Raw genomic sequence first — 18,911 nt, 5'->3', positions numbered from 1 at the left:
GAGCGCGACCTCGGGGTCTGGTCGGGCCGGGCTGTCAGCGGGCGGGTTCTGTCCGGGCCGTGAGAAAGGCGAGGAGCTTGGGCCAGGCGTTCAGGCGGGCGAGGGCGTCTGCCTGCTGGGTGCCGCCGAGGTCGCCGTCGGGCGTGTTGACGCCTCCGGCGACCGGGATTCCGGCGTTGTGGCCGGCGTCCTGCTCCTGCAGGTCGGCGTAGGGCCGAGTGCGCAGCCGCTCGGCGATCGCCTGGGTGAACGGGCAGCTCGCCCAGACCGCGTCGTCCTGACCGCAGAGCAGGAACACCGGGCCGCGTATGCGTTCCACCGGGATCCGCGCTCGGTCGTCGGCCGGTCGCGGGTTGTTGTCCTCGGGGCGATCGACGTACGGGACCGGCCGGCCGTGCAAGGTCCAGGCCGGTTTGCTGCCGTCGGGGAAGCTGGCGTGGACGACCGAGCTGGGGGAGCCGGCGATGACCCCGTCGACCAGGTCGGGAAAGTCGACGGCGAGCAGGAGCGCGGCCTCCGTGCCGCGGGAGAAGCCGTAGACCTCGATCCGGTGGGGGTCCACTCCGGGTTGACGGGCCAGCCACCGTGCGGCGGTGGCGAAGTATTCCAGCGGAATGTTCTCCAGAGCCTCCGGCTGCCCGGGAACGTGGAAGTAGCCGATGCCCAGAGCCTGGTAGCCCTTCGCAGCCAGGGCCCGGGCGACGAGGGCTCCGTTGGCCGTTCCGCCCTCGGAGCCGCCGAAGGCGAGCACGGCCGGCCGGCGGACCGTGGTGTCGTGCGGGCTGAACAGCGTTCCCGCGAAGCCTTCGCGCGCCACGCTCGTCTCCCGCTCGGTGACCGAGGCCGGTGCCCACTCGCGGGTCAGCGACGCGGTCGCCACCGATCGGCCGTCCAGCGCGGCGGTCAGGTGGACGGTGATCACCGGGGCGACGAGGTTGCCGACGCCGGGATCGGTCATCGACCACAGAAGTCCGGCGTCGTGCGCGCCGGTGTAGTCGCCGGTGACCGGGGCCGTCCGGGCCGGGTCGATCCGACCGGACGAGTCGGGACGGAACGTGGCGCTCGATCGCCACAGGCCCCCGTGACTGTCGGTCGCGGACGCGGTGAGGGTGATCAGCCGGCCCGGTGGCGCTCCGGTGACGGTGATGCCGAGCGGCGCGTCGAACAGCGCGTCCGGCGCCGCCACCGTGATCTTGACGTGGTCAGCGGCCGGACTGCCGCATCCCGACGCGATCAGCAGCCCGGCCGCGGCTACGGCCAACCATCGACGCATGTCGCCTCCCCGTGGCGAGTCGGAGATCAGTTAACCAGACCCGACGGCGGTGGCACCCGCCTCGCGGACCGGACGGCGCTGAGCGTCATGGGGCGCCGCTCGGTGCGTGGTGGAAATCGGTTGCGTGCGGACGCGGCTGAGGCCGTAATCGTTGGATGATCGGCAAAGACGTGACGCGCGTGTGCGACCTCGCATGCGAGACCCTGACTGCCGCCGCCGAGCGGGACTGGCAGCTGCCGGCGGCCGGGCTGGAGTGGACCTGCTGGGAGACGGTCGAGCACATGGCCGACGATCTGTTCGCCTATGCCGCGCAGTTGGCCCCGGCCCGGCCGTCCACCACCACCCATGTGCCCATCGGCTGGCGGCGGCACCGCGAGGGTGGCCCGGCCCTGACGATCTACGCCGACCCGGCTGCCGGCCAGGCCGGTCTCGTTCAGACACTGGAGGCCTGCGGCGCGATGCTCGCCGTCATGGTCGACGCCGTGCCGCCGGATCGCCGCTCGTTCCACACCTACGGCGCCTCAGACGCCTCCGGCTTCGCCGCGATGGGCGTGGTCGAGGTGCTGGTCCACATGCACGACGTGGCGGCCGCGCTGGACCTGTCGTGGAACCCGCCGGCCGACCTCTGCGCCGGCGCGCTCGCCCGGCTGTTCCCCGACGTCCCCACCACCGCCGGCGACCCCTGGCCGACTCTTCTCTGGGCCACCGGCCGCACCACCCTGCCCGGCCTCGACGTCCGGGCATCGTGGCGATGGGACGGAACCCCGCGCTGAGCCGCGCGGTCGAGGTTCGGTCGTTGTGGTGGAGGCGCCGCGCTGGGCCGCGCGGGCCGGTGAAGGCGCCGACGGCCGCGCCGGGGGAGGCGTCAGACCTCGAGCCGCGGGAGCCCGGTGAAGGCGCCGGCGGGTGCGCTGAGGAAGGCGTCAGACCTCGAGTCGCAGGCCGGGCCAGCGGGTCAGCCAGCCCTTGGACTCGAGCCGGCGGTGGATCTTCGCCCGGCCCGCCTCGTCGGCGAACGCGGGGGACGGGCGGACCACCATGTTCACCAGGTCGTCCAACCCGTGGCAGGCCACCAAGCGAACAGCGTCATCTCGAATTGTCACGGCCACGCAGGTCGCCGTCTCCGGCCAGCGCGCGATGGCTTCCAGCGTGGAGGCGTACGGCTCGTCGCCGTTGCGCAGATGCATTCGTGCCTGGTTGCGGATCTCCCACGGCGTCCCGGGCAGAACGGCCGAGGCCTGGGCTTCGGCGCGTGCTTCCTCGGCCGGATCCGTATGCCGCGGGTCGAAGTAGGCGAGGTCCACGTCGCGGTCCGGCGAGGGTGGAAGGTTGCTGATCGCGTCCCAGACACGGCCGCGGACGAAGCCGGCGCCGATCCACCAGTCCGGCAGGCCGAGTCCGGCCGCGGCCCGGAGAATGCGCATCGCTCCGGGGTCCGACTCGATCACGGCTACGACGTCCTGAGCGCTACTGACCATCCAGGGACCCTAAACCGTGGGCCCCCGCAGCTGCAGTGACCGAGCGGACTCTCAGCGGGCGGCGCGCAGGGCGGTCAAGGATCGGGTCAGCCACTCGGCCATGAGGGTTCGCTCGGCATCGGTGAGGGCCGGCAGCCCGGGCAGGACAGTGCCGAAGGTGACAGCCGTCGCGGCCACGCCCGGGTCGGGGGTAACGGGAGCGGTGGTCAGGATGGCAGCGGCCACCGCGTCGAACATGGCATCGGGCAGGCCGGTGTCGCGGTCCTCGGCGGGCATGCCCAGCAGGGCCAGGACGGCTCCGGTGCCGGCGGCGTGGATCATGGCGACGGCACGGGCCTCGTCCACGCGCAGAAGGCCGGCGGTGGCCACCCGGCGGACGCGGGCCTGAAGAACCTCGATGCCCTTGGCGGTCGCGGGGGAGCGCTCGGCCCGATCGGGGGTCGACAGCAACCCGTACAGGCCGGGGTTGGCCAGGCCGAAGTCGATGTGGGCCTGCCAGGCGGCGCGCAGATCGGCCACCGGGTCGCCGTCCTCGGTCGCGGCCGTTTCGGTCTTGGCGGCCACGTACGTCGCCATGACGTGCTCGGCGACCGCGTCGATCAGGCCGTCCTTGTCCCCGAACTGCCGGTAGATGGTCGGCGCCTGCACCCCGGCCGCCTGCGAGACGGCCCGCGTCGTCACGGCGCGCACTCCCTGCGTACGCAGCAGGTGGGCGGCGGCCTCGACGATCCTCGTGCGGCTGGTGCCGTCCTCGACCTGGCTCATGTAGCGATGGTAACAGCGACTTGTTAGCGGGCACCGTATCGGTGCTAACGTCAACGGCGTACCCATGGAAACGAGGGAGTCGTCATGATCGTCATTACCGGGGCCACCGGACAGCTCGGATCCCGCATCGTCGAGCGCGTGCTCGACCGCGTGCCCGCCACCGAGGTCGGGGTCAGCGTCCGCGACGTCACCCAGGCCGCCTCGCTGGCCGACCGCGGCGTACGGGTCCGGTCCGGAGACTTCACCGAGCCGGCCGGCCTGGCCCACGCCTTCGAGGGCGCCGACCGCGTCCTGATCATCTCCGCGTCCATCCGGGGCGCCGGCGCCGTCGCGGCCAACCTGGCCGCCATCGACGCCGCCCGGGCCGCCGGGGCGCAGCGGATCCTCTACACGAGCCACCAGGCCGCCTCGGCCGACTCGCTGTTCGCGCCGCAGCTCACCCACGCCGCCACCGAGGACTACCTGGCCGGCCTCGGCGTCCCCTTCACCGCGCTGCGGAACGGCTTCTACGCCAGCACGCTCGGCTACTACCTGGGCGCGGCCCGCGAGACCGGTGAGCTGGTCGTTCCCGAGGACGGCCCGTTCTCGTGGACGGCCCACGACGACCTGGCCGAGGCGGCCGCGATCGCCCTGGCCGACGACGGTGTGCTCGACGGCGTCACCCCGCCGCTGACCGCCCCCGAGCTGCTGGACTTCGAGGCGGTCGCGGCCATCCTGAGCGACCTCACCGGCCGCACGATCAAGCGGGTAATGGCCGGCGACGACGAGTGGAAGGCCGCTGCCGTGGCCGGCGGCATGCCCGAGTTCGCGGCCGACTTCACGCTCGGCATGTTCCGGGCCGCGCGCCGGGGCGAGTTCGCCGTGACCGACCCGACCCTCGAGAAGCTGCTCGGCCGCCCCGCCCGCACGGTGCGCGAGCAGCTCGCTGCGGGACTCTGACTTTCCTGGCAGCATGGCCGTCATGGGGCGCGAATGGCTGGCCGACGCCGTGCTGTACGAGATCTACCCGCAGTCGTTCGCCGACTCCAACGGCGACGGCGTGGGTGATCTGCGCGGCGTCATCGACAAGCTCGACCACATCGCCTCGCTCGGCGTGAACGTCATCTGGTTCAACCCGTGCTTCGCCTCGCCGTTCGTCGACGCGGGCTACGACGTCTCGGACTACCTGACGATCGCGCCGCGCTACGGCACCAACGAGGACATGGCCGAGCTGGTCGTCAAGGCCCGCGAGCGCGGCATCCGCATCCTGCTCGACCTGGTCGCGGGGCACACGTCGATCGAGCACCCCTGGTTCCAGAAAGAGCTGAACGCCGACGGGCCCGATCCGGAGGGCGACCGCTACATCTGGGCCGAGGAGCGGCCCGAGCGCACGTGGACCCGCGAGCAGCCGGGCACCCCGGCCTGGGTGCCCTCGCCGGGCCCGCGTCCGGGCTACTACCTCAAGAACTTCTACGACGAGCAGCCCGCCCTGAACTTCGGCTGGGTCGACCGCGCCGAGCCGGCGACCGATGAAGTGCCGTTGCAGGACGAGACCGACCGGCCGGAGGACGTGCGGATCGCGCGCCCCTGGCGGGATCCGGTGGACGGGCCGGGGCCGCGCCGGAACCGGCAGGCGCTCAAGGACATCATCGGCCACTGGCTCGACCTGGGCGTCGCCGGCTTCCGCGTCGACATGGCGTTCTCGCTGGTCAAAGACGAGGAACTGACCCGGGGGTACGCCGAGACGGTCGAACTGTGGCGGGAGATCAGGGAGTGGCTGGAGGCGGACCACCCGGACGCCGTGCTGATCCCCGAAGGAGGCGAGCCGCGGGTCGGCGGCCCGCTGGCCTTCGACGCCGACTTCTTCCTGGTCATCAAGGACGCGCACGCCAGCCTGTTCAACAACCAGTACGCGGGCCGGCTGCCGTTCCAGGCGCCGCGCGAGGCGTTCTTCGACGCCGAGGGGCGGGGCAGCACGCGGCCTTTCCTCGACGCCTGGGCCGAGGCCCGCGCCGACCACCCCGACCGGTCGATCATCCTGGCCACCGCCGACCACGACTTCGACCGGCTGCGCTGCGGACCGCGCGAGCCCGAGCAACTGGGCGCCGCCCTGATCTTCCTGTTCACCTGGGGCAGCGTGCCCTGCCTGTACTACGGCGACGAGATCGGCATGCGGTATCTGCCCGGGCTGCCCAACGTCGAGGGCTCGATCTGCGACCCCGGCTACAACCGGGCCGGCTGCCGCACCCCGATGCAGTGGGACGACAGCCCGAACGCCGGCTTCTCGACCGCCGAGGCGTCCAAGCTGTACCTGCCGATCGACCCCGAGCCGGACCGCCCGACCGTGGCCGCGCAGCAGGACGATCCGGAGTCGACGCTCAACTTCGTGCGGCGGCTGATCGCGCTGCGGCAGGCCACGCCGGCCCTCGGCACGCGGGCGTCGACGCGGGTCGTCTCGGAGGGCTACCCCTTGGCGTACGTCCGTGGCGGCACCCACCTCGTCGTGGTCAACCCGCGCCGCGAACCGGCCACGCTGGCCTTCGACGTCGAGGCCCCGGTGTGGGCCTCCGGCGTGGAGGTGCGGCCGGGCGAGCTGCGGGTGGACGGCTTCGGCTACGGCATCTTCACCGTCCCGGCGTAGGCCCGCATCGACTCGGCGTCCCGCGGCAGCCCGTAACTACCGAGCAACCACGCGAACTCGCCGTACGCCCTCTCCCGGAAGAGCCAGGACGAGGGCGACGCGGCCAGCGCCCGGACCACCCGTTTCTGGCGCTCGGTGAGGTCGTCGAACGGCGCGGGAGCCGAGGCCGGGAAGACACGTCGCAACGCCTCGCCGACCACGGGCAGCGCCTCCACACCCGACACCATGGGCAGGCGACCCAACAGGACGTCGAGCGCCCGCTCGTCGTCGTCGGGAAGCACCAGCCGCAACGAGCGGGCGGCGTAACCCGGCAGGTCGCCACCGAGGAAAGGCAGATCCGTCTGCTCCTCGCGGCCCGCCCAGCGCAGCAACTCGTCGACCACGGCCCGCGAGGCCGCCCGTCCGTGCACTTTCGCCTGCGCGATGGCGGCGGCGCCTCGCACCATCGCACGATCGTCGGTCAGCGGCGGAGCGACCCCGAGCAACCCCAGCGAGAGGGCTGCCGTCGCCGCCACCGACGCGTCCTCGTCGCCGAGCGCCACCTGGAGAACGGGCGCCGACGACGGGGCGAACCAGCCCAGGGCGTACGCCGCCATTCGGCGCACCGCGGGGTCTTCGGACGTCATCAGCGACACGAACAACGGGACCGCGGCGGCGACGGCCTCGTAGGCGCTCAGCTCCAGGTACGCCTGCAGTCGATTCTGGTCGGACTCGTCCAGGGACTTGAGACGGTCCCAGCTGCCGCCGCCGTCGCGCAGCAGCTCGGCACCGCCGACGGCGGCGGCCCGCAGCTCTGCCAGCGGGAAGCCGCCGGGCAGATGAGACTCGTCGTAGCCGATCGCCAGCGCGACGAGCAGCTCGATCAGCTCCTCTTTCGACAGCGTGCCGGGCGCGGCCAGCAGCTCGAGAAGGAACGGCACGGCAGGCGCGCTCGCTTCGTACCGCGTGCCTTGATGGAAGATGGTGCGGAACAGAATGCGCAGTGATTCCTCGCGCGCAGCGGCGTCGCCGGACGCCAGCGCCCGCAGCTGAGCAGGCACATCGGCGGCCGGGCCGTAGGCGTGGTGAAGGGTGGACCAGGGCACGTCATCCAGCTTTTCGAGCACGGCGAGACCCTACTGCGGACCTACGACAATTTTGCGCGGCGTGGCAGGGTGGAACGATGCCGGGTGCGGAGGACGTGTTCGAGCGGTCGCGGGGGCGGCTGGAGGCGATCGCCTATCGGTTGCTGGGGTCCGCGCAGGACGCCGAGGACGCCGTTCAGGACACGTTCCTGCGGTGGCAGGGGGCGGACAGGCAATTCATCCGTACGCCGGAAGCCTGGCTCACCAAGGCGGTGACCAACGTCTGCCTGACCCAGCTGAGCTCGGCGCGCCACCGGCGGGAGAGCTACGTGGGACAGTGGCTGCCCGAGCCGGTGCTCGACGGCGACCGCATGCTCGGCCCGGCCGAGACGGTGGAGCAGCGCGAGTCCGTGTCGATCGCGATGCTGGCGCTGATGGAACGGCTGCCGGCGACCGAGCGCGCCGTCTACGTGCTGCGCGAGGCGTTCGGCTACCCGCACGGCGAGATCGCCCAGATCCTGGAGATCAGCGAGGCCAACAGCCAGCAGCTGCTGCGGCGGGCGCGGCAGCATCTCTCCACCGAGCGCGTGAAGATGGCGGTCGACGCCGCGGCCACCCGCAAGATCGTCGAGGAGTTCCTGGCCGCGGCGCTCAGCGGCGAGGTCGAGCCCCTCGTGCGGCTGCTGACCGACGACGCCACCGGCGTGGCCGACGGCGGCGGCCAGGTTCCGGCCCGCAGCACGCCGATCGCCGGTGCTCTGGCCATCGCGCGGGTGCTGCGCGGCGTCCTGAACGCGGACACCATCCAGCGGTTCACCGGTGACGTGCCGATCGCCTTCTACACGGCGATCGTCAACGAGGGCCCGGCCGTGGTGGTCGCGACCGGCGTACGCGTTCTCGGGGTCATCTCGATCAGCATGGCCGCCGACGGCATCGCAGCCCTGCACATCCAGGCCAACCCGGCCAAGCTCGGGCGCCTGGCCGAGCGCTGGGTGGCCCGCGACGACGATGTGATCCAGGTCATCGGCTGACCTGTCAGGAAAGCGGGCGCTGTCCGGTTCAGGAGGTACGCCGAACGAACAGGAGCGTCCTGACATGAAGCACCGCATCGTCGTCCTCGGAGCCGGATACGCCGGAGCGCACGCCGCTGGTCGTCTGGCCCGGCGGCTGCACCCCGGCGGCACCGAGATCAAGCTGGTCAACGCCGACCCCGACTTCGTCGAACGGATCCGCCTGCACCAGCTGGCGGCCGGGCAGGACCTGCCGCACCGCCCGCTGCGGGACGTCTTCGCGGGCACTCACGTCGAGCTGGTGCCGGCCTGGGTGTCGGGCATCGACGCCGACCGGAGGACCGTCGTCCTGGGCGAGCGCGAGATCCCGTACGACACCTTGGTTGTTGCCTTGGGCAGCAGCACCGTCGTCGAGGAGGGACGGCATCACGTGTCGACCCGGCCCGCCGCCCTGCGCCTGCGGGAGCGGCTGGCTCAGCTCGGCGCGGGTGAGACCGTGCTGGTCGTGGGCGGGGGCCTGACCGCCATCGAGGCCTCGACCGAGATCGCCGAGGCGCGCCCCGACCTGCGCGTACAGGTGACGGCACGGCAGGGCATCGGCACCTGGCTCAGCGACAAGGCGCAGACCCACCTGCAGGCGACTCTGCGCCGCCTGAACATCACCGAGGTTGCCGAACCTCCGCAGGACGCCGCGGTGACCGTCTGGACGACGGGATTCACCGCCACCTCCATCGCGGCCGGCTCGGCGCTGACGGTGTCCGAGGCGGGGCGCATCGTCGTCGACCGCACCATGCGGTCGGTTTCCCACCCCGAGGTGTACGCCGTGGGGGATGCCGCCTCGGCCGAGGGCCCGGGCGGCGACCCGATGCGGATGTGCTGCGCCTCGGCGGTTCCGATGGCCTGGCGCGCCGCCGACGCGATCACCGAGCGCCTGACCGGGCGCCGGCCCACCGACTTCCCGCTGCGCTACTACGGGCAGTGCATCAGCCTGGGCCGCAACGACGGCATCCTGCAGATCACCACGGCCGACGACCGGCCCACGTCGACCGTCATCACCGGGCGGCGGGCGGCGTGGATCAAGGAGCGGGTCTGCTCCGGCGCGGCGTGGTCGGTCTCGAACCCGACCATGCGGCTGCCGAGCCGGAGCCGTCAGATCCGTAGTGCTCCGAATGCATCGGGCGGCACGACCGGTCGTACGGGGGAAACCGCCGGCAGCCGGCGGTAGGGCGCACCGAGCGGTGGCCGCGGATCGGGCTCGCCCGCGTTCGGCCACAGCGACAGGGCGCGCTCGGCCATCGCGGTGATCGTCAGCGACGGGTTCACGCCCAGGTTGGCGGCCACCGCCGAGCCGTCGACGACGTGCAGGCCGGGATGGCCGAAGACGCGGTGGTAGGGGTCGATGACACCCTCGTCGGGCGTCGTGCCGATCGCGCAGCCGCCCAGGAAATGACCGGTGACCGGACGTCCGGCCAGCTCGGTGATGGCGCCCAGCGGCACGCCGTCGACCTGTTCGGCCGCGCGCCGGGCGACGTCGTGGGCGGCCGGCACCCAGTCGGGGTTGGGCGCGCCGATACCTTGGCGGGTGCGCAGCCGGCCCCGCTTGCGGTGCACGGTGATGGAGTTGTCCAGCGACTGCATGGCCAGCAGCACCACGGTCTGCTCCGACCAGTGCCGCGGCCAGGCCAGCAGCCGCAGGTTCCGCCGGTCGCGGATCAGCTCGCGCAGCCCGGCCGCCAGCCGGTTCCGCCCGGCCGTGTCATCGATCAGGACCGTCGACAGCAGCGCCAGCAGGTTGCTGCCGCGGCCGTAGCGCACCGGCTCGACGTGCGTGTCGGCGTCGACGTGGATGGACGATGTGATGGCGATGCCGCGGCTGTAGTCGGTGTCGCGGCGGCGGGTGCGGGCACCCAGGATCGACTCCGAGTTGGTGCGGCTGAGCTCGCCCAGTCGCGGTGACAAGTTCGGTAGGCGGCCGCGGTCGCGCAGGCGGTGCAGCAGGCGCTGGGTGCCGAGTGCGCCCGCAGCGAACACGACCTGCCCGGCGGTGAACGTGCGGCCGCCGACGCCGCCGGTGCGGTGGGTGCGCACGGTGAACCCGCCGGCAGCTCGGGCGTGTACGTCGGTGACGGTCGTCAATGCGTGAACGGTGGCGCCCGCCTTTTCAGCGAGATACAGGTAGTTCTTCACAAGGGTGTTCTTCGCGCCGACCCGGCAGCCTGTCATGCAGGAGCCGCAGAAGGTGCAGGATTCGCGGGCCGGTCCGGCGCCGCCGAAATACGGATCGGGTCGGGCCGGCCCGAAATGCACACCCACCGGCGTACGACGGAAAGTCTTTTCCACGCCCATCTGAGTGGCCACCTCGCGCAGCACCCGATCGGACGCGCTCTCGCGCGGATTGACGGCCACGCCGAGCATGCGCTTGGCCTGGTCGTAGGCCGGCGCCAATTCCGCCTTCCAGTCGGTCACCTTTGACCACCGCGGGTCGTCGAAGAACCGGTCGGGCGGCTCGTAGAGCGTGTTGGCGTAGCCGAGCGATCCGCCGCCGACGCCCGCGCCCGACATGATCAGCACATTGTCGAGAAGGGTCAGCCGCAGGATGCCGAAGCAGCGCAGCGCGGGCGCGAACAGATAGCTCCGCAGCCGCCACGAGGTGCGCGGAAGCTCGTCGTCGGCGAAGCGGCGGCCGGCCTCGAGCACGCCCACCCGATAGCCCTTCTCGGTCAGGCGCAGCGCGGTGACGCTTCCGCCGAAGCCCGATCCGACGACGAGGACGTCGTAGTCGTACGCCATGGCGTACGGTGACACCGTTGTTGACGGCCTGTCAATAAGGAGAGTGGGCGGCGTGCAGTATCACCGCGAAGGCGCCGGCCGTCCGCTCGTCCTCATCCACGGAATCGGCAGCCGGTGGCAGGTGTGGAGGCCTCTTCTGCCTGCCCTCGCCGCGCAATTCGACGTCATCGCGGTCGACCTGCCGGGCTTCGGCACGTCACCGGTCGACGGCGGGCGGGGCGACGTGCCGCATTACGCCGACTGCGTCACCGCATTGCTCGACTCGCTCGGCATTGTGCGGCCAGCGGTGGGCGGCAGTTCGCTGGGCGGGGGAGTGGCCCTGGAAATGGGCCGGCGCGGTTCGGCCCGGGCGGTGACGGCTTTCGCGCCGGTCGGTTTCTACGGTTCGTTCGGGGCTCGGTGGTGCCAGGGAACGGTGAGCGCGGCGCGTGGTGGCGGCTCATTGCTCGGGCCGGTTCTGCCCGCTTTGCTGCGGACCCGAGCCGGGCGGGCCGCGCTGTGCGGGATCTTCTATGCGCGCCCCCTGAACCTGGCTGCCGACGACGCCGTGGCCGATGCCCGGGCGCTGGTCGCCGCGACCGGGTTCGCCGACGCCCGCCGCGAGTTGGGGCGGTGGCGGTTCGCCGGGGCGGGCGGCGTGCCGACGACGATCGCGTGGGGGACGCGCGATCTGGTGCTGCCCTACCGCCAGGCCCGGCGCGCCCGGGGCCTGCTGCCACACGCTCGACACGTACGGCTCAAGGGTTGCGGTCACCTGCCGTTCAGCGACGATCCGGCGACGTGCGCGCGACTGCTGGTGGAGGCGGGCTGAAGCCTATTGGCACACCGCCAACAGGCTGCTAGTTTCTGGGCACATCCTCGACGGCTAAGGCGGTCTGCCATGAGCCACTCCACAATGGTCGAAGCTTTCCGGCGTACGGTCGCCGACCGGCCCACCGAGATCGCGCTCCGCGTGGCCGGTGGCGGCCCCTCCTACACCTGGTCTGCTTATGCGGCTCAAGTGGCGGCAGCGGCCGGAGCGCTGACCGCTGCCGGCGTCCGGAAAGGCGACACTGTCGCCCTGCTGCTCACCAATCGGCCCGAGTTCCACTTCTACGACACCGCCGCCCAGCACCTCGGCGCCGTCCCGTTCTCGTGCTACAACTCGTCGTCGCCGGAACAGGTCGAATACCTGGTCGCCGCGTCGGGGGCCGAGGTGGCGGTCACCGAACGGCAGTTCCGGGCGGCCTTCGCGATCAGCAAGCTGCGGCACCTCGTCGTCATCGACGAGCCGGACACCGTACCGGCGGGAACCGATTTTGACTTAGAGACCGCGAATGTGGCGCCGAACGACCTGCTGACGCTCGTCTACACCTCGGGCACGACCGGCCGGCCCAAGGGTGTGGAGATCACCCACGCCCACATGGTCGCCATGCTCGAGGCCACCGCCCCGCTCGTCGGCGTGCAGCCCGGTGACCGCGCCATCTCGTTCCTGCCGGCCGCGCACATCGCCGACCGCTGGGGCTCGCACTACATGAACCTGTGGTGCGGCACCGAGCTGACCACCCTCGACGACCACCGGCGGATCCTGGCCGCGCTGGTCGAGGTGCGGCCCACCCTGTTCGGCGGCGTCCCGCAGGTGTGGCAACGGCTCGTGGCCGGCCTCCGACGCGTGCCGGGTGTCGAACAGGGCGTGCAGATGGTCCGCTCGGGTCACCCGGTGCCGGCCGAGCAGTTCGCGCAGCTGCGGGCCCAGGTCGGGCTCGATCAGGTGCGCCTGGCCATCACGGCCGCCGCCCCGACGCCGCCCGCGATCATCGAGTTCGTCAACGCGATCGGCGTGCCGCTGGTCGAGGGCTGGGGCATGTCGGAGGTGTCGGGCCTGGGCACGCTGGTGCCGCCGGGGCAGGTGCGGTCGGGCACGATCGGGTTGCCGGTGCCCGGGCTCGAGACGCGGCTGCTCGACGACGGCGAACTGCTGGTGCGGGGGCCGATGGTCGCGCGCCGCTACCGCGAGGGCATCCCCGTCGTCGACGAGGACGGCTGGCTGCACACCGGTGACGTCGCGACCCGGGACGACGACGGCTACCTCCGGCTGATCGACCGCAAGAAAGAGCTGATCATCACCAACGGCGGCAAGAACGTCGCCCCGGCGGGGGTCGAGCTTGCTTTGCGTACGGCGTGCCCGCTCATCGCCCATGCGGTGATCATCGGCGACGCCCGCGACTACCTGACCGCCCTCATCGTGGTCGACCCCGAGATCGCGCCCGACCCGCTCGACCCCGTGGTGGGGCAGACCGTGGCGGCCGGGGTGGCCCAGGCCAACGCCACCCTGTCGCGCCCGGAGCAGATCAAGGCGTACGAAATCCTGCCCGACCAGTGGCCGCCCGGCGGCGAGCTGGTCACCCCGACGATGAAGGTGCGCCGCCACGCGGTGCTGCAGCGGTACGCGGCCGAGGTGGAAGAGCTGTACGCGCGGTGAACCCGCGGATCGTCATCATCGGCGCCGGATTCGGCGGCATCGCGGCGGCGGCCGCCCTTCTCAAGGCCGGCTTCGACGACGTCGTGCTGCTCGAGAAGGCGTCGTCGATCGGTGGCGTGTGGCGCGACAACACCTATCCGGGCTGCGCCTGCGATGTTCCGGCTCCGCTGTATTCGTATTCGTTCGCGCCCAATCCGGCGTGGAGCCGGCGCTTTCCGGCGCACGACGAGATCCTGGCCTATCTGCGGTCGACGGCCTCGGCGCTCGGCGTGTCCTCGCGAGTGCGCGTGAATGCGGATGTCGTCTCGGCCGAGTGGACCGGCGGGCGCTGGATCGTGACGATCCGCGACGGTTCCGTTCTCGAGGCGGACGTGCTCGTTCCCGCCGTCGGTCAGCTCGGCAATCCGGTGCTGCCGCCCATTCCCGGCACCTTCGAAGGGCCGGCTGTGCACACCGCGCGCTGGCGGGACGATCTGCCGATCGACGGGGCTCGGATCGGCGTGATCGGCACCGGGGCGAGCGCCATTCAGTTGGTCCCGACGATCGCCGGGCGGGCCGCGCATATCACTGTGTTTCAGCGGACGCCGCCGTGGACGCTCCCGCGGCCTGATCGCCGCTACGGCGCGGGCCGTCATTTCGCGTACGGCCGGGTGCCGGCCCTGATGCGGCTGCCCCGAGCCGGCGTGTGGGCCATGACCGTCGTGACCGGCCGAGCCCTCACGGGCGGCCGAGTCGCGGGTGCTTTCGTGCGTACGGTTTCGCGGGCTCAACGCCGGCTGCAGGTCCGTGATGCCGCCTTGCGAGCGCAGGTCACGCCGGACGAGCCGATGGGCTGCAAACGCGTGCTGTTCACCAATCGGTGGCTGCCCGCACTCAGCCGGCCCGACGTCTCCCTGATCACCGAGAAAATCGTCGAGACAACCCCTTCCGGCGTACGAACGGCAGACGGCGTGGTGCACCAGTGCGACCTGCTCGTCTACGCCACCGGTTTCGCCGCCACCGACTTCCTGGCCGGCATCACCGTCACCGGCCGCGACGGCCGTCCGCTGGCCAAGGAATGGGCGACCGGCGCGTACGCGCATCTGGGAATCGCCGTTCCCGGCTTCCCCAACCTGTTCCTGATGTACGGCCCGAACACCAACACGGGGAATACGTCGGTGCTCTATTTCATGGAGCACCAGGCCGCCTACATCGTCCAGGCCGTGCGCCGCCTGTCCGCGGGCGCCGGCGTGCTGGAAGTGCGCCGATCGGTAGCGGCCGCCTTCGACCAAGAGATCCAGGCACGCCTGGCCCGAAGCGTCTGGACGAGCTGCCGAAGCTGGTACCGCAACGCCGCCGGCCGCATCGTCACCAACTGGCCGGGAATGGCCGCCGAATACCGTCGGCGCGTCGCCCGCCTGAACCCGTCGGACTACGGGCCTTCGTCGTAGCGTGCCGTCATGGAACTGGTAGTGGTTCTCGACTGCTCCGACCTTCCCCGGTCCGCAACCTTCTGGTGCGGCGTGCTCGGCTACGAGACTTCACCAAGTGAGTCGGGCCGGTACCGCCAGCTGCTACCACCCGACGGCAACGGCTTCGAACTGCTGCTCCAACGGGTGCCCGAGCCCAAGTCCACCAAGAACCGCATGCACCTCGACCTGCGAGTGCCCGACCTCGCAGCGGAAACCGCCCGGGTCGAGTCCCTGGGCGCCCGCCGCCTAACGACCGACCCCATCAAAGAGCACGGCTGGACCTGGCACATCCTGGCTGACCCCGACGGCAACGAGTTCTGCGTCCTCCAGCCCCCGCACTCGACCGGGTGACGGCTCGCCGGAGGGGCCGGCGTTCAGTACGGTTTGCGGAAGCGCGCTACCGGAGGTGACGGTGCCCGACCACTTGGTCCAGCTGCTTCTCGCGGGCGCCGCCGAGGCGGGAGAGGGCGGGTACAACAACTTCGACGCCTGGTCGACGAATCTGCGTGGTACCGACGCCGATTCGCCCGGTGGCCGGCTCGTCACCGCTCACGAGGCTCTGCACTCCGTCCTCAACGACACGACCGGCTACGGGATGGCGCTCGCGGCGTACGCGGTGCTCAGCCGGCATACCGAGGAAGACCACCTTTCCGCACTTCGCAAATTGGTTGATGCCTGTCGGGGGACACACGAGTCGTTCGCCACCTTCGGCAGCATCTGGCTGGTCGGGTCGGGCGACCTCGCCCTCCTCGCGGGCTATCCCGACTATCGGGGCTGGTATCAGGACGCGGCCGACCTCGTGCCACACCTGGCCGACCACGACCGCCGCAAGGAGCTGATGCTGGAGGCGGTGGTGCGGGTGTGCATGCAGTCGCACGCCGTCGAGACGCTCCTCGGGGCGCAGTTCGCGCCGGACGCGTGGCGACGGGTGGAGCCCGCCGATCGGCCCGACAGCCGCTTCGGCCGGCTGCACGGACTGGTCGACGAGGACTTCTGGCGCAGCGCCTGGGCCGACTGTGAAGCGGCTCTGGGCGATTCGGCCGGCCTGGCTGCGGTGCGGGCTGCCCTGGAGGATCCGGCCCTACGGCCGGAGACGTACGACGGTGTCTACTCGTCCGACTGGCAGGTCTGCTCCGAGGTTCTGCACCACCGGCTGGCCGGCCTGCTCGGTTCGCGGGCGCCCACGCTGGCGTACGACGGCCATCGGGATCTGATCGGCGAGGTGATCGGCGTGGTGGAGCGTCGCGCTCCCCACACGGCCGGGCTCCTCCTCCCTTCCACCGACGAGCGGACGGTCGAGGAGGAGTCCTACGAGATGTGGCGGCGTGAACGCCTCGTGGTTCGCGACGCTCCCCGGCCGGTGCGGCTGGCCCGGCTAGAGGATCTGCGTGGTTCCGATCATCTGCGGCTGCTGTCGGCGTCACCCACCGAGACCTACGTCTTCTGCGCCGTGCGCCCGGCTTTCCGCATGCTCGACCAGTTCCGGTTCGCGGATGCCGATGCGGCCTGGCTCGCCGGCCTGGGGGCACGGCCGGTCGTGGCGGCCCGCAGTGGTGACACCGCCGGGGAACTGGACATGGTGGTGTTCAGCGAGCCGGACCAACTGGCCACGGTGGCCGCCGGCCGGCCCGACCAGGTCAAGGTGCTCACGAACGTGTCCCTGCGGTGCTTCGGCGACGACGAGTGGCGGCGACGGTGGTCGCGGGCCCTGACGCGCACGAGGTTGACCGCGCTCTTCGACCTTTCGCCGTTCCAGCAGTTCGACCTCTGGGCACAAGAGAACGACACGTTCTCGTTCGCCATCGGGAGCATCCGTGACAAGGACAGCTCGCCGGCCGATGTCCTGGCGTTCCGGGTCGGCGCAAACGATCTGCCCATCCTGTTGCTCTGCTCGGCGGTGACCGGCGATGTGTTGCTGCGCTACCTGCGTCAGCACGCCGGGACGGCCAGGGAGGATCCGAGCATCCTCACCGCCGGCGCCGACTTGATCGGACGGACCATCAGCCACTTGATCACCGAGGAAACCTCGTTCGACCTGGCCGCCTACCCGAAGGACGTTTGATGGACCTGGAGAACTTCGTCGTCGCGCGTCTTGATCCCGCGGCGACGCGGGCGACCCGCGACGATCTCGACGAACTGTGGACGTCACTGCTGCCCGACACCTACGCCGCCCGGCAAGGACGTTCGGTGTTCCTGCGGTCGGTCGAGGAGGGCCTGACACCGGGTGGGCGACCGGGCGCCGAGCTCGAGTTCCGGCCCGGCGGCTGGGAGGTCGATCTGACCCGCGCGGCGACGAAGACCGTGGTGGCGTCGGCCTTTCTGGGTGGGCTCCTCGCGGTGCTCGGCACCGCGCAGCTGCCGGCGGCCGTGGCGGCCGCGGTCCTGCCGATGTTGTTCGAGATCCGCCGGGTTCAGCTCAAGGCCAGCGAACAAGAGATCCTCGCCGATCTGACCGGCAACGCCGAGATCGCCGACGGCAAGACCCCCGACGAGCTGTATGCGGCGCTGTCACCCGAGATTCGCGAGCAGCTCTCGCGGCTCGAGTTCGCCGACTTCCTCGACTCGCTGCGGCGAGCTGGTCTGCTCGATCAGGGCGACGGCGACATCATCAAGGTCCGACCGGCCGGAAGCTCGAGGTTCCGCATCACTCTCAAGTGAGTCTGCCCTCGAAAGGCCCCGCGACCCGAGAGTCGCGGGGCCGGGGTGTCAGCGGGTGAGGCGGAAGCTTTGGGCGGCGGTCCCGTTGCAGGCGTACTGAACCAACTGGACGCTGTCGGCCTGAGAGGCCGCCGGGACGTCCAGGCACTTGCCGCTGTTGCGGTTCACGAAGTGGTAGTAGCCGCCGCCTTCGGCGACGGGCTGCCACTGCTGGTTGGCGCCCCCGCTGTAGGTCCAGGTCTGGATGGGGGCGTTGTCGGCGGTGGAGACGTTGGTGACGTCCAGGGCCTGGGCGGCGTTGCCGCGCTGGTTGATGCGGACGTAGCCGTTGCTGGTGGGGGCGAACTGGTACTGCTGGGCGGTGCTGTTGTTGCAGGCGTACTGCTGGATGGCGGTTCCGTTGACCGTTCCGGCCGCGCGGGCGTCGACGCACTTGTTGCTGTTCTTGTTGACGACCGGGTACCACGCCGCGGGGTCGATGGGCTGGTCGGTGGGCGGCGGCGTCGTGGTGCCGGTGGCCAGCCACTTGATGGCGTTGATCAGCCAGGTGTTCTGCTGGGCGCTGGCGAAGGTGGACGACGTACGCGTGTTGGTCTCGTAGTTCATGCCGTTGTGGCCGAAGTTCGTGTAGATCATCTTGTAGTTGCGGTTGGACCAGATCAGCGGGTAGTAGCCGCTGCGCCACTGCTGATTGGGGTCGGTGCCGACCGGGAAGCTGGACGCGTCGATCGAGGCCAGGATGTCGATGTCGGGGTTCTGGCGCAGGTCGCGGCTCCACGAGTACCACTCGCTGACCGAGGACTGGATGGTCGCGGGCAGGCCGGCCGTGGTCGGGTGGGTGCCCAGCCGCAGCGTCTCGGCGGTCGGGCCCCACGTGTTGGTGGCGAAGTTCCCCGAGCCCAGGAAGGTGTTGTAGTACCAGCTCCAGTCGCCGGCGTTCGTGGTGAACGCGCTGACGTGGAAGCCGAGGAAGCCGCCGCCGTTCTCCATGTACTGCTGGAACGCGGCCCGGCGGTTCGCGGGCGGCGCGTCGTCCAGGAACATGATGACCTTGTAGCCGGCCAGACCCGAGGCACTAAGCCGGCTCCAGTCCGTGGTGGCCTCCCAGGTGAAGCCGTTCTGGGCGGCCGCCTGCGGGAACCACTCGCGGGCTTCCTTGTCGAAGTCGATGTGCGCGGCGTCCCACGTTCCGTTGTAGAACGCGAGCACCTTGAACGGGTCGGCGGCGTGCGCGGGCGGGCCGGGGAAAGCCAGCGAGGCGAGCAGTAGGGCGGCCGCCGCTAGGGCGCGTTGGAGCAGACGCATGGCGATACCTCAGGGGATGAATGCGGGGGATGGGGA

General features: G+C 71.1%; 17 protein-coding genes. 11 read left to right on the top strand and 6 right to left on the bottom strand.

Translation table 11 applies throughout. The features are described 5' to 3' along the window. Positions 1–34: 34 nt before the first annotated feature. The gene (locus OWR29_RS23735) at positions 35–1,273 is read right to left on the bottom strand and encodes an acyl-CoA thioesterase/bile acid-CoA:amino acid N-acyltransferase family protein (protein ID WP_267565390.1); all 1,239 of its coding nucleotides are present in this window, start codon (positions 1,271–1,273) and stop codon (positions 35–37) included. A gap of 179 nt (positions 1,274–1,452) precedes the next feature. Here OWR29_RS23735 and OWR29_RS23730 point away from each other — a divergent pair, with 179 nt between their 5' ends. Then, entirely contained in the window at positions 1,453–2,046 is a 594-nt protein-coding gene (locus tag OWR29_RS23730) for a hypothetical protein (protein ID WP_267565389.1), read from the top strand. Positions 2,047–2,196: 150 nt separating this feature from the next. Here the strand turns inward: OWR29_RS23730 and OWR29_RS23725 are convergent, their stop codons facing one another. Continuing rightward, entirely contained in the window at positions 2,197–2,751 is a 555-nt protein-coding gene (locus OWR29_RS23725) for a nucleotidyltransferase family protein (protein WP_267565388.1), read from the bottom strand. A 51-nt stretch (positions 2,752–2,802) separates the two neighbouring features. Continuing rightward, positions 2,803–3,516 (bottom strand): TetR/AcrR family transcriptional regulator, encoded by a 714-nt coding sequence (locus OWR29_RS23720; protein WP_267565387.1) that lies wholly within the window; start codon positions 3,514–3,516, stop codon positions 2,803–2,805. 84 nt (positions 3,517–3,600) lie between these two features. On the opposite strand from OWR29_RS23720, the gene OWR29_RS23715 reads away from it, so the two are divergent. Together OWR29_RS23715 and OWR29_RS23710 are read left to right on the top strand one after the other, a co-directional pair. Next, the gene (locus OWR29_RS23715; protein ID WP_267565386.1) at positions 3,601–4,455 is read left to right on the top strand and encodes an NmrA family NAD(P)-binding protein; all 855 of its coding nucleotides are present in this window, start codon (positions 3,601–3,603) and stop codon (positions 4,453–4,455) included. A 22-nt stretch (positions 4,456–4,477) separates the two neighbouring features. Then, positions 4,478–6,136 carry an alpha-amylase family glycosyl hydrolase gene (locus OWR29_RS23710; RefSeq protein ID WP_267565385.1) on the top strand — a complete coding sequence of 553 codons (1,659 nt, stop codon included), beginning with the start codon at positions 4,478–4,480 and terminating at the stop codon, positions 6,134–6,136. Here OWR29_RS23710 and OWR29_RS23705 read toward each other — a convergent pair. After that, complete coding sequence (locus tag OWR29_RS23705) at positions 6,109–7,242, bottom strand: HEAT repeat domain-containing protein (RefSeq protein ID WP_267565384.1); 1,134 nt, start codon at positions 7,240–7,242, stop codon at positions 6,109–6,111. The genes OWR29_RS23710 and OWR29_RS23705 overlap by 28 nt on opposite strands. 56 nt (positions 7,243–7,298) lie before the next feature. On the opposite strand from OWR29_RS23705, the gene sigJ reads away from it, so the two are divergent. Beyond that, positions 7,299–8,231, top strand: coding sequence for an RNA polymerase sigma factor SigJ (sigJ, locus tag OWR29_RS23700; protein ID WP_267565383.1), 933 nt, complete (start codon positions 7,299–7,301; stop codon positions 8,229–8,231). Between the two features lie 64 nt (positions 8,232–8,295). Beyond that, positions 8,296–9,435, top strand: a complete 1,140-nt coding sequence (locus tag OWR29_RS23695; protein ID WP_267565382.1) for an NAD(P)/FAD-dependent oxidoreductase — start codon at positions 8,296–8,298, stop codon at positions 9,433–9,435. Here OWR29_RS23695 and OWR29_RS23690 read toward each other — a convergent pair. Further along, positions 9,360–11,000, bottom strand: coding sequence for a GMC oxidoreductase (locus tag OWR29_RS23690; RefSeq protein WP_267565381.1), 1,641 nt, complete (start codon positions 10,998–11,000; stop codon positions 9,360–9,362). The genes OWR29_RS23695 and OWR29_RS23690 overlap by 76 nt on opposite strands. A 52-nt stretch (positions 11,001–11,052) precedes the next feature. On the opposite strand from OWR29_RS23690, the gene OWR29_RS23685 reads away from it, so the two are divergent. The 6 genes from OWR29_RS23685 to OWR29_RS23660 all read left to right on the top strand — a co-directional run bounded on the left by OWR29_RS23685 (position 11,053) and on the right by OWR29_RS23660 (position 17,570). Next, positions 11,053–11,811: an alpha/beta fold hydrolase gene (locus OWR29_RS23685; protein ID WP_267565380.1), complete on the top strand. Its 759-nt coding sequence runs from the start codon at positions 11,053–11,055 to the stop codon at positions 11,809–11,811. 69 nt (positions 11,812–11,880) lie between these two features. Continuing rightward, a complete protein-coding gene (locus OWR29_RS23680; protein ID WP_267565379.1) occupies positions 11,881–13,461 on the top strand; it encodes an AMP-dependent synthetase/ligase in 1,581 nt (526 codons plus the stop codon). After that, entirely contained in the window at positions 13,458–14,891 is a 1,434-nt protein-coding gene (locus OWR29_RS23675) for a flavin-containing monooxygenase (RefSeq protein ID WP_267565378.1), read from the top strand. Before OWR29_RS23680 ends, OWR29_RS23675 begins: the two co-directional genes overlap by 4 nt. A 9-nt stretch (positions 14,892–14,900) precedes the next feature. Then, positions 14,901–15,263, top strand: coding sequence for a VOC family protein (locus OWR29_RS23670; protein WP_267565377.1), 363 nt, complete (start codon positions 14,901–14,903; stop codon positions 15,261–15,263). A 61-nt stretch (positions 15,264–15,324) separates the two neighbouring features. Continuing rightward, entirely contained in the window at positions 15,325–16,974 is a 1,650-nt protein-coding gene (locus tag OWR29_RS23665; protein ID WP_267565376.1) for a hypothetical protein, read from the top strand. Then, positions 16,974–17,570, top strand: coding sequence for a hypothetical protein (locus tag OWR29_RS23660; protein ID WP_267565375.1), 597 nt, complete (start codon positions 16,974–16,976; stop codon positions 17,568–17,570). Before OWR29_RS23665 ends, OWR29_RS23660 begins: the two co-directional genes overlap by 1 nt. Before the next feature lie 48 nt (positions 17,571–17,618). On the opposite strand, the gene OWR29_RS23655 is transcribed toward OWR29_RS23660, so the two are convergent. Beyond that, complete coding sequence (locus tag OWR29_RS23655; protein WP_267565374.1) at positions 17,619–18,875, bottom strand: RICIN domain-containing protein; 1,257 nt, start codon at positions 18,873–18,875, stop codon at positions 17,619–17,621. Between the last annotated feature and the right edge of the window lie 36 nt (positions 18,876–18,911).

This window comes from Paractinoplanes pyxinae (genome assembly GCF_026626335.1).
Lineage (GTDB): Bacteria > Actinomycetota > Actinomycetes > Mycobacteriales > Micromonosporaceae > Actinoplanes > Actinoplanes pyxinae.
This window is presented reverse-complemented; position numbering and strand designations above follow the sequence as displayed.

Bases quoted from the DNA above. Each gene is read 5' to 3' on its own strand.
- OWR29_RS23735 (WP_267565390.1), bottom strand. From the start codon at position 1,273: ATGCGTCGATGGTTGGCCGTAGCCGCGGCCGGGCTGCTGATCGCGTCG.
- OWR29_RS23725 (WP_267565388.1), bottom strand. From the start codon at position 2,751: ATGGTCAGTAGCGCTCAGGACGTCGTAGCCGTGATCGAGTCGGACCCC.
- OWR29_RS23720 (WP_267565387.1), bottom strand. From the start codon at position 3,516: ATGAGCCAGGTCGAGGACGGCACCAGCCGCACGAGGATCGTCGAGGCC.
- OWR29_RS23715 (WP_267565386.1), top strand. From the start codon at position 3,601: ATGATCGTCATTACCGGGGCCACCGGACAGCTCGGATCCCGCATCGTC.
- OWR29_RS23710 (WP_267565385.1), top strand. From the start codon at position 4,478: ATGGGGCGCGAATGGCTGGCCGACGCCGTGCTGTACGAGATCTACCCG.
- sigJ (WP_267565383.1), top strand. From the start codon at position 7,299: ATGCCGGGTGCGGAGGACGTGTTCGAGCGGTCGCGGGGGCGGCTGGAG.
- OWR29_RS23695 (WP_267565382.1), top strand. From the start codon at position 8,296: ATGAAGCACCGCATCGTCGTCCTCGGAGCCGGATACGCCGGAGCGCAC.
- OWR29_RS23690 (WP_267565381.1), bottom strand. From the start codon at position 11,000: ATGGCGTACGACTACGACGTCCTCGTCGTCGGATCGGGCTTCGGCGGA.
- OWR29_RS23680 (WP_267565379.1), top strand. From the start codon at position 11,881: ATGAGCCACTCCACAATGGTCGAAGCTTTCCGGCGTACGGTCGCCGAC.
- OWR29_RS23670 (WP_267565377.1), top strand. From the start codon at position 14,901: ATGGAACTGGTAGTGGTTCTCGACTGCTCCGACCTTCCCCGGTCCGCA.
- OWR29_RS23660 (WP_267565375.1), top strand. From the start codon at position 16,974: ATGGACCTGGAGAACTTCGTCGTCGCGCGTCTTGATCCCGCGGCGACG.
- OWR29_RS23655 (WP_267565374.1), bottom strand. From the start codon at position 18,875: ATGCGTCTGCTCCAACGCGCCCTAGCGGCGGCCGCCCTACTGCTCGCC.